Below are 14,088 nucleotides of genomic sequence, written 5' to 3'. Positions count from 1 at the left end.
GAGAACAGAAAGATCGCCCGGGGGACCGGGCTCCTACATCAACACTACCAGGCACTAGCGCGCAGCGCCCTGAACCCTGTAGCGCCAGCGTCCTGTAGCGAAGCGTCCTAGTCCCTAGCTCCTAGCTCCTAGCTCCTAGCTCCTAGCTCCTAGCTCCCCAAATCTTAATCGTTTCCACCTATCGTTCCGGTCGGAATTACCCATTTCCGTTACCCCGACCCATTTCGTAATCTGACTCCACACCAACCAGGGAGACAGACCATGAAAACCATCAAAACCATTATTGCCAACACCACCACCCAGAAGCCTGCCAGCGACTGCAACTACGCCGACAACTACTACGGTGATCGTGTCTGCGTGCAACGCCCGCAAGCCAAATGAGGATTGCGGACAGCTGCCACTGCCCACACAGTGGCAGCTGCAACCGGGCAGATGTGATAACCCCGGACACAGTAGTAAGATAGCGACAGGATTCCGCTTACCGTCCGGCCAGAGGCCGGAGATCGCCGGCGCACCAGCGGCTACAAGACGCCGGCACAACAGGAAGTTTGCCTTGTCCCTGCTCCAACCATCACGCCTGCTTCTGCTCCTGCTGCTGTGCCTCGGCACACAGGCGGTGGCATTGCCGCTGCTGGATAATCGCGGCACCACCGTCAGCGTAACCCCGCGCAATGATGCCCTCGCCACGCAATTGCAAAAACGCCTGCGCAACCTCGATGACAGTGACACCGCCATTCCCCTCTCCGACCTGCAGCGGCAGCAGCGTGCCCGCCAGACCATCGACAAGCTGCTGCGTTCGGAGGGTTATTACAACAGCCGCATCCACAGCTCGGGCAGCGCCGGCTACAGCATCGATACCGGCCCCCGCTACCAGGTACGTACCATTCGCCTCGACGGTGGTGACAGCATCAGCGACTGGCCGTCATTGCAACCGCAAGCCGGTGAGCCGCTGCGGGCCAGACAGGTACTGGAGAGTCGTGCCACACTGCTGCGCTTCCTGCGCCAGCAGTGTCATGCCAATGGCCAGGTGGACTACCAGGTCGTACTGGACAGTGACAACCACCAGGCCGACATCACTTTCAAGGTCACCCCCGGCCCCGCCATCCGCATCGGCGAAGTCACCTTCAGCGGCCAGGTGCATATAGAGGAACCCTTCCTGCGCAACAGCCTGCAGATCGCGTCCGGCCGCTGCCTGCGTGTCAGTGAGCTGGATGAGGCGCGCCTGACCCTGCTGCAAAGCGGCCTGCTCACCAGCGTCCACTATGACGTAACGCCGCCACAGCAGGATGGCGACCTGGTGCTCTCCGATGTCCACTTTCGCCTGACCGAACGCCGTCGCCACAGTGTGCGCGCCACCGTCGGTTACACTACCGATGCCCGCGAGGGCGCCACCGTCGGCTGGGAAAACCGCAACCTCTGGGGCAGCGGCGAACACCTGAAGCTTGAAGCCGGTGCCGACCAGATCAACCAACTGGCCAAGGCCTCCCTGACACTGCCGCAATTCCTGCAACCGCAACAGGACCTGGAGCTGCACACCAGTCTGGAAGAAGAGGACACCGACAGCTACCTGAGCCGCAGCCGCGAAGCCGGTGCCATGCTGACCCAGCACTGGACCGATCACCTGCACACCAACATCGGGCTGGTATTTACCAACTCCAGGGTTGAGGAGGATGACAACAGCGAACGCTTCGAACTGCTGTCCATGCCACTGGGGCTGGTACTCAACTACAGCGATAATCTGCTCGACCCGACCCGCGGCTGGAACGGTGGTATCAGCCTGCGGCCCTACACCGATCTCAACCAGGAGGATCTTACCTTCCTGCAAAATGTGATCAGCCTGAGGGGTTACTACTCCCTCGATGACTGGGGCTGGCGCCCGACCCTGGCACTGCGGGCCACCACCGGACTGCTGACCGGCGCAGCGCTGGAGAGCATTCCCGCCGACCAGCGTTTCTATGTCGGTGGTGGCGGCTCGGTGCGGGGCTACCCTTACCAGAGCGTGGGCGAGCTGGAAGACGGCGATCCCCGCGGCGGACTCTCCTTCTCGGAGGCCTCCCTGGAACTGCGCCTGCGGGTGGGTGGTAACTGGGGCGTGACCCTGTTCGCCGACGGCGGCTACGCCTACCCGGATCGCAACCTCAGCTTTGGCGAAAACTGGCTCTGGGGCGCGGGCATCGGCCTGCGCTACCACACCCGCTTTGCCCCGCTGCGCTTCGACCTTGCCACCCCGCTGAACAAGCGCGATGGCATCGATGACGACCTGCAGTTCTACATCAGCTTCGGGCAGGCGTTCTGATGAACAGCACACAACCGCCAACCCGCAGCAATCGCTGGCGTCCCGCCAGCCGCCTGGCCGCCATTGTTGCGGCCATGCTGTTGCTGTGTACGGTGCTGCTGGGCATCACCCTGGCCGGACTCCTGAACGATCCCCAGGGACGGGTGTGGCTGCTGCAGAGCTCACTGCCACTGCTCAACCGCCAACTGGGTGACTTCCATCTGCAAGTGGAGGCCCCCTACTCTCCCGCCATCGATCACTGGACCTTCCGTCGTCTCACGGTGTACCGGCAACAACAACCCCTATTGCAGCTGGAAAACGGCGAGATCGCCTTCAACTGGCGCCGCCTGCAGCAACAGCAGTTACAACTGCAGCGGCTGACCGCCGAAGTCACCAGGATCTACCTGCCTGCCGCAACCTCTGACCAGCCCCAATCGCCCCCCGATCTGCCTGCACTGTTGCAACAATTGGATATTCGTCCCTGGCAGCTGCAACTGCAGCAACTGCACAGCGATCGCCTGGAGGTGATGGATGCCGATGGCCAGGCGCTGATGCCGGCGCTGCAACTGCAAGCAGAGCTGGATCTGTGGACGCAACAGATACCGCTGCGGGGCAACGTCAGCGCACAATCTCTGCCACAGCATGACGAACCGGTTACCCGCATCCGACTCAGCAGCCACAGCGATGCCCCCGACAGCCTGCTGCTGCAGGCACAAATAGAAGAACCCGCCGGTGGCTGGCTGGGGCAACAACTGCACAACCCGCCACAGCTGCCGCTGCAACTGCAGGCGCAGGTCGAACTGCATCAACGCGATGATGTGCTGGATCTGCAACTACGGCAGGTAGAAGCACCGTGGCAGCAACACCTGGTGCGGGTGCAGGGAAAAATGAGCCTGAGCAGGGACCTGCTGCAGCTACACGGAATTGAACTGGGAGTGACCGTGGATGAGCAGTCGCAACTGATCACCGGTTCTGCCAGCGCCGACAGGCTGGACCTGCAACTGCAATTGCAACAGCTGCCGCTCACCCTGCTCACCCCCTGGATACCGCAACTGCAAGCCGGCAACGCCAGCGGCACGCTGCAGCTGCGCGGTACCCCGCAGCAACCCCTGGCCGAGGGCGACCTGCAGCTGGCCCTCACCTGGGTCGAACAGCAGCCCCGCCCCCAACAGTGGCAGGCCAACGGCAGCCTGAGCGGCCTGCTGGGTCTGGAACGCATTGCACTCAAATGCTCAGACGTCACCCTTCAATGGCAATCCGGGGAGCAGCAGGCCAGCGGCCGCGCCCAGGTCGCCGGCGATCTCAATCTGGCGAGCCAACAGATCGATATCCGCGGCGCCGGGCAGCGCATCGACAGTGACCTGGTGATGGCCATCCTGCAGCGGCTGGAGGTACAGGTGCCGGAACAACTGCAACCGCTACAGCTGCGCGCCGATGTCGGCAACTTCCAGCTGCGCGGGCCCATCGACCGACAGTGGCGCCACACCAACATGCAATGGCAGGCCACGGCAGAGGGTGCCTATCATACCCACCCACTGCAGCTGCAACTGCTGGCCGAAGGACGCTGGCCCGATTTTCAGGTAAGCCAGGCTCGCCTGCACAACGGCGACCTGCAGGTGCAACTGCAAGGCCGCGCCGATTTTGCCACCGGGCAGAGTGCACTGCAGTGGCAGGTGGACAACTTCGACCCGCTGCTGCTCAACGAATTCATGCCACAACTGTGGCCACAGGAGCTGTTAACCCTGGTCAGCGGCAGGGGCACCCTGCGCGGTAACCTGCTGCAACCGGACACCGATTTCGATCTGCACGGCCCCATCCATCATCGCGCGCAACCCCACCGGGGGCAGCTGCAACTGCGCGGCCGGCTGCAGCCGGCGGCACTGACCATCGACGAGGCGCAGCTGAGCCTGCAGCAGGACGGCAGCGAAGGTCATCTGACCCTGACCGGCCAACTGGGCTTCGGCCAGGCAGCTCCCCCCATGCACTGGCAATTGCATGCCGAGCAGTTACCCATGGCGCTGGCGTCCAGCTTTAACTGGCCCGACACCGGGGGCACTCTCAGCGCCAATCTGCAGCTGCAGTTGCCCGCGGCCCCGGAGCGCAACCCGCAATGGTTGCAACAAGCACAGCTGAGCGGCAGCTTTTACTATCGCAGCGGCGAGTTCTCCCTGCCCGACGAGCAGCTTACCTATCTGCAATGGCGGGGCGAGCTGGGCGAAGGCGATTCCACCGCCCAACTGCTGCTGGACAGCCAGCTGCAGTTGGCCAACAACCCGCAGCAACCCGGTGAAGTACAACTCAGTGCCAGCAAAAAGGCGCTGGCCCAATGGCTGTGGGGCAACAGCACCATGCCCGGCTTCGGCCTGCGCGCCAACGCTGACCTGCAGGCACTGGGGTTCCTTATGCCAGCCGACACCAGTCTGGGCGGACGCCTGGATGCCAACCTGACCGTGAACGGGCAAGCGGCCGTGCAGGGCTATCTGCAGCTGCAGGAGGGGTATTTCAGCAGTACCCTGCTGGGTTTGCGCCTGCAACCTTTCGAGCTGCAAGCCGAAGCCGACGGCAAGCAGCTGCGCCTGACCCGCCTGCACGCCGATGACGGACTGGGCGGCATTCTCACCGGCACCGGCGCCCTGCAGTGGCAGCGGCCGGACGCCGACAACTTTCTCGATATCGACCTGCAAGCCAACGCCCTCAACCTGGTACAGCGCCACGATGTGCAGGGGACGGTATCCGGCAACCTGCACCTGAGCGGCAGCCTGCGCCACTGGCTGATGCAGGGCACACTGCTGCTGGACCCCATTACCCTGTCGCTGGACAGCCAGCTGCCGGGGGACGCTATCCCCGCCATCGACGTCAGCTACAGCGACCAAGGCGCGCAGGAGGAGTCCGGCAGTGGGCTGCTGGTAGACCTGGACCTGACACTGAAAACCGACCGCCGTGCCTACCTTCGTGGCCGCGGCCTGGACGCCGAACTGTCGGGCCAACTGCACCTGGGGGGCACCGCCCACAAACCGGAAATCAGTGGCAGCTTCGAGCTGGTACGCGGGCATTTTGACCTGCTGGGACAGCGCTTCACCCTCACCCAGGGGGATGTCAGCATCAACGACAGCGACCTGACCCTGCTGGCCAGCGGCACCCTGACCAAAGCCGGCGTGGATATCCGTGCGGATCTCAGCGGCACCAGTGAAGTGCTGCGTTTTACCCTCACCTCCGACCCGCCCATGCCGGAGGACGAGATCCTGTCGTGGATGCTGTTCGGTAAATCCCTGCAGGCCATCACGCCCATGCAGGCATTGCAGCTGGCCAATGGCATCTCCACCCTGCAGGGTGGCGGCTTTGACCCCATTGGCAGTACCCGTGATTTCCTGCAGCTGGACAGCCTGACGGTGGGTACCCAGGAGACCGACGACGGCAGCGGCGTCAACGTGGGCGCGGGCAAGTATCTCGGTGAAAGGGTCTACATGGAGCTGGAACACACCGGTGAAGCGGCAGAGCCCTGGCGTACCGGCATTACTATCGAGCTTACCCCGAAGTTAAACCTGCGCAGCACCCTCAGCACCGGCACCTCAAAGCAGGGGGTGGAGCTGGAGTGGCATAATGATTATTAGGGGCGAGGGGGAGTAGGACGCTGCGCTACAGGGGTCAGGACGCGTTGCTACAGGACGCTTCGCTACAGTCAGACCGTTTGCGGGCGCAAGCGCCCACTCTGGTTTTTCCTGTAGCGAAGCGTCCTCAATCCTGCAGCCCCGGCGTCCTGTAGCGCAGCGTCCTTAAAAGGCTTTTACTTATCCAGATGCACATCCATCTGCGGGAACGGAATCTCGATACCCACCTCATCAAAACGGCGCTTGATGGCTTCGTTGAGGGCAAAGTAGGTCGGCCAGTAATCGCCGCTGTTGACCCACACCCGGTAGACGAAGTTGACCGAGGAATCCGCCAGTTCGCTGACGCCGATGGTAATGCCCGGATCCTTGAGCACACGCTCGTCGGCGGCGGCGATCTCTTCCAGCGTTTTCCGCACCAGCGACAGGTCGGCGCCGTAGCTGACACCCACCAGCAGGTCGACCCGGCGGGTAGGCAGGGTGGAATAGTTGGTAATGGTGCCGCCCATCACCGCGTTGTTGGAAACGATAATGCGCTTGTTGTCACCGGTGTGGAGGATGGTGCTGAAGATGGAGATCTCCTGCACCACACCGGCAATACCGGCCGCTTCCACAAAGTCACCGGCCTTGAACGGGCGGAACAGAATCAACAGCACACCGGCAGCGAAGTTGGCCAGCGAGCCCTGCAGGGCAAAACCGACGGCGAGACCGGCGGCACCGATAATGGCAACAAAAGAAGCGGTCTGCACACCCAGCTGCCCCAGCGCTGCCACAATGACAACCGTCAACAGGGTGTAGTAGGCGATGTTACGGGTAAAGCGCCCCACCGTGGAGTCCACATTCTTTTTGGTCAGGCCTTTCTCCAGCCCGTTGGCCAGCATATTGGCCAGCCACTTACCGACAAAGAAGACCACCAGGGCGAGAAGTACCTTCACGCCATAGGTCATAACCAGATCGGGGGCCTGCTGCATCATTTCTTCAGGATTGAAATCCATGGTAGCTCCTTAACCATTTTCAAAGGGATGGGTACTGCAAACTGCTGGTTTAAAAAACCTGCCCCGCCCGCTCTCCGTGCTGCCAGCCTGCGGGGACTGAATATGTTCTGCGGCAACCGCTACACTCGCCGCCTCTGGTGCCGCTCCAGGTTCTCCTGCCGCTTGCGATCGCTCTTGCGCAGCATGATATAGGTGGCACCGGCGGCGCCGTGATGTTTCTGCGCCGAGTGAAAAGCCAGCACATCTTCCAGCTGTGGCAACCAGTGGGCCACACAGCTCTTCAGCAGTGCCGGTTGCTCACGTCCTTCGCCCTTGCCGTGGGTGACCAGGGCACAGCGAATATCGTTCTCAAGACAATCCTTCACAAAGCGAAACAGTGCCTCCCGTGCCTGCTCTACCGTGTGACGGTGCAGGTCGAGGCGGGCCTCTACCGCATACTTACCCAGGCGCAGGTTGCGGAACACACCGTGCTGCACACCGGGGCGCTGATAACTGAGTATGGCATTGGGTTCCAGTTGTTCAACAAAATCGCCGGAGAGGTCGTTGCGCTTGCCGGTCACCTGGGCCAGCGCCGATTCACGGCGGGCCTGATTGTTGATATCACTGAGGCTCTGGCTTTTCGCCAGCGTCACCCGGCTGGCGTGGCGCAGGGGTTTGACATCCCCCATGGCGGCGCGGAAGGCCTGCTCATCATGGTTATCGGTCTTGCTCATGGCCGTCCCCCTGTATTCGGCAGTCTGGTGTCAGCAGTCGAAGTCAAAAAGAGTATAACCTCAATTTCAGCCCTGCCGGGCCAGCGTCGTCAGCAGCTGCCACTCCGCGGCGGTCACCGGTTGTACGGAGAGACGCCCCTGACGGATCAGCACCATCTCTGCCAGTTGTGGCTGGCTCTTTATACGCGCCAGCGGCAACACCCGGGGAAACTTCTCCACAAAACCCACGTCCAGCGCAAACCAGCGCGGTGCCTCCGGTGAGGCCTTGGGGTCGAAGTACTTACTGTCGGGATCGAACTGCGCCGGATCGGCGTAGGGTTCACTCACCACACCGGCAATGCCGGCCACGCCGACCGCCTTGCAACTGCTGTGATAGATCAGCACCTGGTCACCGCAACGCACCTGATCGCGCAGCAGGTTGCGCGCCTGGTAGTTGCGGATACCGTCCCAGCGCTCGCGCCCGCGACTCTGCAGGTCATCGATACCGAACTCGTCCGGCTCGGTTTTAAACAGCCAGTAGTTCATTGTCATCAGCTCCCGGGGTCAGCCTCCATCAGGCTGCTGCACAAATCCAGGCCGTCATCGCGAGCGCAGCGTGGCGATCCATGTTTCCGTGTACAGTCCAATACTGTGCCTGCGCTGGATTGCCTCGTCGCTGAAAAACGCTCCCCGCATTGACGGGCAGCGTTTGTTAGCAGGTTGACGACCGTCAGAGACGGCCGTTTTTCTTTTTGTTGGCCTGGGCAAACAGCGACGCCATGGTACCGGAGGCCGCCGTCTGCTGCTGGCCACCACCGAAGCTGCGCTGGTTGTTGCCGCCGTTACCACCGCCACTATTGCGGCGGGCACCACCGCCCTTGCGCTCACCCGGGCCAGAGGTCTTCTCACCGGGGGTGTCGTCGAGACGCATGGACATGCCGATGCGCTTGCGCGGCACATCCACTTCCATCACTTTCACCTTGACGATGTCACCGGCCTTGACCACTTCACGGGGATCTTTAACAAAGTTGTGTGACAGTGCGGAGATATGTACCAGTCCGTCCTGGTGCACACCCACATCCACGAACGCCCCGAAGTTGGTGACGTTGGTGACGGTGCCCTCCAGGATCATACCGGGCTCCAGATCGCTGATCTTCTCCACCCCTTCCTGGAACTGCGCAGTCTTGAACTCGGGACGCGGATCACGGCCGGGCTTGTCCAGCTCTTTAATGATGTCGGTCACCGTGGGTACACCGAAGTTTTCATCGGTGTAGTCCGCCGCCTTGAGCGAGCGCAGGAAAGCGGAGTCGCCAATCAGGCTGGCAATGGCGCGGCCACTGGTGCCGGAGATACGCTCCACCACCGCGTAGGACTCCGGGTGTACCGCGGAGGCATCCAGTGGGTTGCTGCCATTGGCTACACGCAGGAAGCCTGCCGCCTGCTCAAAGGTCTTGGCACCGAAGCGAGGTACTTTTTTCAGGTCATCACGGCTGCCAAAGGCACCGTTCTGATCGCGGAATTCGACGATATTGTTGGCCATGGAGAGGCTCAGGCCGGATACCGCCGCCAGCAGCGGTGCCGACGCGGTATTCACTTCCACACCCACGGCGTTCACACAGTCTTCCACCACCGCTTCCAGCGAACGCGCCAGCTGGGTCTGGGAGACGTCGTGCTGGTACTGACCCACGCCGATGGACTTGGGCTCGATCTTTACCAGTTCCGCCAGCGGGTCCTGCAGGCGGCGGGCGATAGAGATGGCGCCGCGGATGGTAACGTCCAGCTCGGGGAATTCTTTCGCGGCAAACTCGGAAGCCGAGTACACCGAGGCGCCGGCCTCGTTCACCATCACCTTCTGCGCCTTGATGTCCGGGTGTGCTTTCAGCACATCGCCGACAAACTTGTCGGTCTCGCGGGAGGCGGTGCCGTTGCCAATGGCGATCAGACCCACGTTGTGCTTTCTGCACAGGTCCACCAGTTTGGCTTCCGCTTCACGGATCTTGTTCTGTGGCGGCGTGGGGAAGATGGCGCAGTGATCCAGTACCTTGCCGGTGGCATCCACCACCGCCACCTTACAGCCGGTACGCAGGCCCGGGTCGAGGCCAAGGGTGGCCACCTGACCGGCCGGCGCCGCCAGCAGCAGGTCCTTGAGGTTGCTGGCAAACACCTTGATCGCCTCCTCCTCGGCGCGCTCACGCAGCTCACCCAGCAGGTCGGTCTCCAGGTGGGTCAGCAGTTTCACCCGCCAGGTCCAGCGCACCACTTCCGCCAGCCAGCCGTCGGCTGCGCGACCCTGGTCGCGCACCTGCCAGTGATCGGCCACCATGGCTTCACAGGGATGGGACATACCCGGCTCAATGCCGTCGAGGGTGATGGCGATGGAGAGAATACCTTCGTTGCGACCACGGAACATGGCCAGCGCGCGGTGCGAGGGAACACCCTTGAGCGGCTCGTCATGCTCAAAGTAATCCTGGAACTTGGCTCCTTCGGCCTGCTTGCCATCCATCACCCGGGCCGTCACCTGCGCCTCGGTCTTGAGGAAATCACGCAGCTTGCCCAGCAGGGAGGCATCTTCGCTGAAGCGCTCCATGAGGATGTACTTGGCACCGTCCAGCGCGGCTTTGATATCGGTAATCTTCTGCGCCTCTTCGCTACCGTCGTTGTGCTCTGCGCCAACGATGTACTTCTGCGCTTCCACATCCGGCGACAGGGTCGGGTCGGCCAGCAGGCCATCGGCCAGTGGCTCCAGTCCGGCCTCGCGGGCGATCTGGCCCTTGGTACGGCGCTTGGGCTTGTAGGGCAGGTAGAGGTCTTCGAGACGGTTTTTGGTATCCGCCGAGTTGATGTCCGCCGCCAGCTCCGGGGTCAGCTTGCCCTGCTCCTCAATACTCTTGAGGATGGCGGCGCGCCGGTCTTCCAGCTCCCGCAGGTAGCGCAGGCGATCTTCCAGGGTGCGCATCTGGGTGTCATCAAGGCCACCGGTCACCTCTTTACGGTAACGGGCGATAAAGGGCACGGTGGCACCCTCATCCAGCAGGCCAATGGCGGCATTTACCTGGCGCTCCTGGGCACCAAGTTCTTCGGCAATTCGGGCGGAAATTGAAATCATAGAAACAACTCTGGAAACATCGTGCGGCCGCTGGCCTGTTGTTATGGAATCACGTTCAGATGGACTGGCGACGGGAGTATTCCCGCCTCTGGCGGGCATTATGCGAAATTCACCGGGGCTATGACAGGCTTGTTTTTGACCAGCTTTTATGGCTGCCGGACACCTGTCACAAAAGCCAACAAGTGGCCGCGGTGACAGGCGCCACCGGGGCCATCAGAACAGTTGCAAGCTGACCCTGATCACCATAAACCACAGCACCAGGCAGCTCGCCAGATAGGCCATAAAGCGGTGATTCACACGGTTGTAGGTGCAGTGCACCAGCGAGTGCAGCGCACGCAGGCTTACGTAAGCCCAGGCACTGCCCAGCAGCAGACTGTCCACCACTCCCGCCAGTACAGCAATGACGCAGCTGGTATAAAAAATCACCGGCACTTCGAACAGGTTTTTAAAATTATTACTGGCCGCCACAGCCGCCGGCGGCAGCATGGATTCCAGCGTCCTGGCATCGGCTATCTGGTCAGGGTCCAACTTGTGGGTGGCGAGGTAGCCCAGCCGGCGGGCGAACAGGACCAGCCAGACGGCGATGGTGATCAGTATCAATACACAGACGGGCTGCAGGATTGCGGTTTGGGACATGGCGTACTCCCTCAAGTCATTATTGTGGCGCCATGATAACAGCCCGGGGGAGACGCCGGCAGCGGTCTGCCGCCGGCAAAGAAAAAGGCAGCCTCGGCTGCCTTCAGGGGTTATTGACGATCGGGACGTATGGTCGCAAACCGGTCGCGGTCGCGATCGTACTTCTCTTCGGTGTCACTGAATTGCTGTTCACGCTCCGCCAACTGCTCTTCCGCCGACTGTAGCTCACGCTCCAGACCGTCGATCTTTTGCAGAATCGGCTTCGGTACATCCTTGCCCTGGCGCTCGCTTTCCGCCGCCCTGGCGTGCTGCTCCGCCAACTGCCCCTTGATGTTGGTCATGTTGCTCTTGATGATCAGAATACTGTTTTGCACCTGGGCCAGCTTGCGCTTCTTGGCGGCCTCAATATCCCGCACGCTGCTATAACGACGCAGCAGTTCTCTGTCCCACTGCTGCTGCCGATCCTTCTCCATGCGCTCAGCACGCAAGGCCTCTGTGGCCTCCTCACTCAGGGCCGGCGGTACCGTGCGCAACACATCGCCACGCTCGTTGACGATTTCGTAACCATTCTGGGAGTACTCCGGCGGCAAGTAGGTATTCAACTCCTGCACACCCTCGCCGTTGGTGTAGCGATAGAGCTTGGCCGCCAGCGCTCCTTGGCTGATACCGAAGCACCCCAACGCCAGCAGCAACAGGGCCTGTCGCCCCCAGGCCCGGCCCTTGTCCTGATTCAACTTTTGCAATGACACCTGATTTTCACCCCTGATAATAATTATGCTGGCGGGAAGTACTCCCTACCCGGTCTGCCACCCGGCCTGTAAGTCAGCAGTGTGGCAGCCTGTGGCTGAACGGTGCTTAAACGCCGTAGGCCTCGCGGTAGCGACGGATCTCTGCCACGCGCCCGCTCTCCCCCTGCTCCTCCAGGTAGTGGATGATATCCTCGAGACAGATAATACTGATCACCGGGATACCGTACTCCTGCTCCACCTCCTGGATGGCTGACAGCTCGCCCTTGCCTTTCTCCTGGCGGTTGAGGCCAATCAGCACACCGGCGGGCTCGGCACCTGCGGCACGGATGATCCCCATCACCTCACGCACTGCCGTACCAGCCGTAATCACATCGTCCACGATCAGCACCTTGCCCTGCAGCGGCGCTCCCACCAGGGTGCCGCCCTCGCCGTGGTCCTTGGCCTCCTTGCGGTTGAAACAGTAAGGCATGTCCTTACCGTGGCGATCCGCCAGGGCTACCGCCGTGGTCGCCGCCAGGGGAATCCCCTTGTAGGCGGGACCGAAGACCACGTCATAATCCACCCCGGACTGCTGCAGCGCATCAGCGTAATAGCGACCGAGGGCTGCCAGCGCAGCACCCGTCTGAAACTGCCCGGCGTTGAAGAAATAGGGGCTCGTGCGGCCCGATTTCAGGGTGAACTCGCCGAAACGCAGGGCCTGGTGGCTAATGGCCAATTCTATAAAGTCTCGCTGGTACTGCTCCATGAACTAGGTCCGAATCTATGTTGATTAATGTGACAGGTACAACAGATATGATACACAGCCAGCAGCAACCCTGTCACACGCCCCGGGCTACCGGGTGACAGACACCGTATATCAGCACCGTCAATCTGCCACTGGTATCGGTGGCAACATCATCTATTATTGAGTCAAATTCGCAGGCTGGCTGTGCCTTGACCGGGGACAGGGAAACTCCCCGGCACCCCTGATTTCAGTGGTCGCAGTCAACGATACCCTTTATAAAAGTTAACAATTAAGACGCCAGCTCGGGTATCATACGCAGCCTGTAAACAAGGGGCGAACATGCGCATTATCAGTCTTAGTGTGGACGGCATTCATCAGGCAGCCCAGCGCGGCCTGTACGAGTGGCTGTCCGAGCAGGATGCCGACATCATCTGTCTTCAGGATTTACGGGCTCTGGAATATGAGCTCGACGGCGACCCGTTCCACCTGGACGGTTATTTTGCCTATTTTTTCGACTCCGGCATCAAGCATTACAACGGTGTCGCCATCTATACCCGCCACCAGCCCAAGGCCCTGATCTTTGGCCTCGGCTTCAGCAGCGGCGTGGATATGGAAGGCCGCTACCTGCAGGCGGACTTCGAGCACATCAGCATAGGCTCCCTGCTGGCACCCTCTGCCAGCTCCGAAGCCGAGTCCCAGGAAGTCAAAATCCAGTTCTTTGACGACATGCAGGCGCACCTGCACAAGATTACCCGCAAGCGTCGCGAGTTTATCTTCTGCGGTAACTGGCAGATGGCTCACACCCGTCACGACGTGCAGAACGCCGCCGACAACGCCAGCAGTTCCGGCTTCCTGCCCCACGAACAGCAGTGGATGGACCAGCTGTTCAACCAGGTAGGCTATGCCGACGCCTTCCGCCTCGGCAACTCCGACCGCGATGAGTACAGCTACTGGCCAGCCGGTCGCCTGGGCGAAGGCGACGGTTGGCGCACCGACTACCAGGTGATCTCCGAGACCCTGGCCGGCCGCGTGGAGTACGCCACCATCTACAAGACCAAGCAGTTCTCCAGCCATCTGCCGGTGATCATCGACTACGACCTGGAAGTGCGCTGAACCGCTGCTGGACGCCACTGACCGAGATCAGTATTATGGCGCCTCCCTGCGGCAGGCCCTGTGCACCAGAGCCCCGCCTGCAGCCAGAAACAATGCACCCTTAGCTCAGCTGGATAGAGCGTTGCCCTCCGGAGGCAAAGGTCAGAGGTTCGAATCCTCTAGGGTGCGCCATACATAAAAGAGCCGGCTTCAC

10 protein-coding genes and 1 tRNA gene are annotated in these 14,088 nt (G+C 61.5%); 4 read left to right on the top strand and 7 right to left on the bottom strand.

The window, feature by feature from the left end; translation table 11 throughout:
- Window positions 1-553 precede the first annotated feature (553 nt).
- Window positions 554-2,296: an autotransporter assembly complex family protein gene (locus tag GSF27_RS12340; protein ID WP_160969492.1), complete on the top strand. Its 1,743-nt coding sequence runs from the start codon at window positions 554-556 to the stop codon at window positions 2,294-2,296.
- Window positions 2,296-5,886 (top strand): translocation/assembly module TamB domain-containing protein, encoded by a 3,591-nt coding sequence (locus tag GSF27_RS12335; RefSeq protein WP_160969490.1) that lies wholly within the window; start codon window positions 2,296-2,298, stop codon window positions 5,884-5,886. Before GSF27_RS12340 ends, GSF27_RS12335 begins: the two co-directional genes overlap by 1 nt.
- A 173-nt stretch (window positions 5,887-6,059) precedes the next feature.
- On the opposite strand, the gene GSF27_RS12330 is transcribed toward GSF27_RS12335, so the two are convergent.
- The 7 genes from GSF27_RS12330 to pyrE all read right to left on the bottom strand — a co-directional run bounded on the left by GSF27_RS12330 (window position 6,060) and on the right by pyrE (window position 12,803).
- The gene (locus GSF27_RS12330) at window positions 6,060-6,875 is read right to left on the bottom strand and encodes a mechanosensitive ion channel family protein (protein WP_160969488.1); all 816 of its coding nucleotides are present in this window, start codon (window positions 6,873-6,875) and stop codon (window positions 6,060-6,062) included.
- Between the two features lie 119 nt (window positions 6,876-6,994).
- Window positions 6,995-7,588 (bottom strand): DNA endonuclease SmrA, encoded by a 594-nt coding sequence (gene smrA, locus GSF27_RS12325; RefSeq protein ID WP_160969486.1) that lies wholly within the window; start codon window positions 7,586-7,588, stop codon window positions 6,995-6,997.
- A 66-nt stretch (window positions 7,589-7,654) separates the two neighbouring features.
- A complete protein-coding gene (locus GSF27_RS12320) occupies window positions 7,655-8,113 on the bottom strand; it encodes an EVE domain-containing protein (protein WP_160969664.1) in 459 nt (152 codons plus the stop codon).
- A 184-nt stretch (window positions 8,114-8,297) separates the two neighbouring features.
- Entirely contained in the window at window positions 8,298-10,673 is a 2,376-nt protein-coding gene (locus tag GSF27_RS12315) for a Tex family protein (protein ID WP_160969484.1), read from the bottom strand.
- A 213-nt stretch (window positions 10,674-10,886) separates the two neighbouring features.
- Window positions 10,887-11,309 (bottom strand): MAPEG family protein, encoded by a 423-nt coding sequence (locus GSF27_RS12310; protein ID WP_160969482.1) that lies wholly within the window; start codon window positions 11,307-11,309, stop codon window positions 10,887-10,889.
- Window positions 11,310-11,419: 110 nt separating this feature from the next.
- Entirely contained in the window at window positions 11,420-12,052 is a 633-nt protein-coding gene (locus tag GSF27_RS12305) for a hypothetical protein (RefSeq protein ID WP_160969480.1), read from the bottom strand.
- 112 nt (window positions 12,053-12,164) lie between these two features.
- Window positions 12,165-12,803, bottom strand: coding sequence for an orotate phosphoribosyltransferase (pyrE, locus tag GSF27_RS12300; RefSeq protein WP_160969478.1), 639 nt, complete (start codon window positions 12,801-12,803; stop codon window positions 12,165-12,167).
- A 318-nt stretch (window positions 12,804-13,121) separates the two neighbouring features.
- Between pyrE and GSF27_RS12295 the strand changes: the two genes are divergently transcribed.
- Both GSF27_RS12295 and GSF27_RS12290 read left to right on the top strand, forming a co-directional pair.
- A complete protein-coding gene (locus GSF27_RS12295; RefSeq protein ID WP_160969476.1) occupies window positions 13,122-13,895 on the top strand; it encodes an exodeoxyribonuclease III in 774 nt (257 codons plus the stop codon).
- Window positions 13,896-13,989: 94 nt separating this feature from the next.
- A tRNA-Arg gene (locus GSF27_RS12290) sits at window positions 13,990-14,066 on the top strand.
- Window positions 14,067-14,088 lie beyond the last annotated feature (22 nt).

Origin of the sequence: Pseudomaricurvus sp. HS19, assembly GCF_009857815.1 — a bacterium.
GTDB lineage: Bacteria > Pseudomonadota > Gammaproteobacteria > Pseudomonadales > Cellvibrionaceae > Pseudomaricurvus.
Note: the sequence above shows the minus strand (reverse complement) of the source record. Positions and strands in the feature narration are given on the sequence as shown.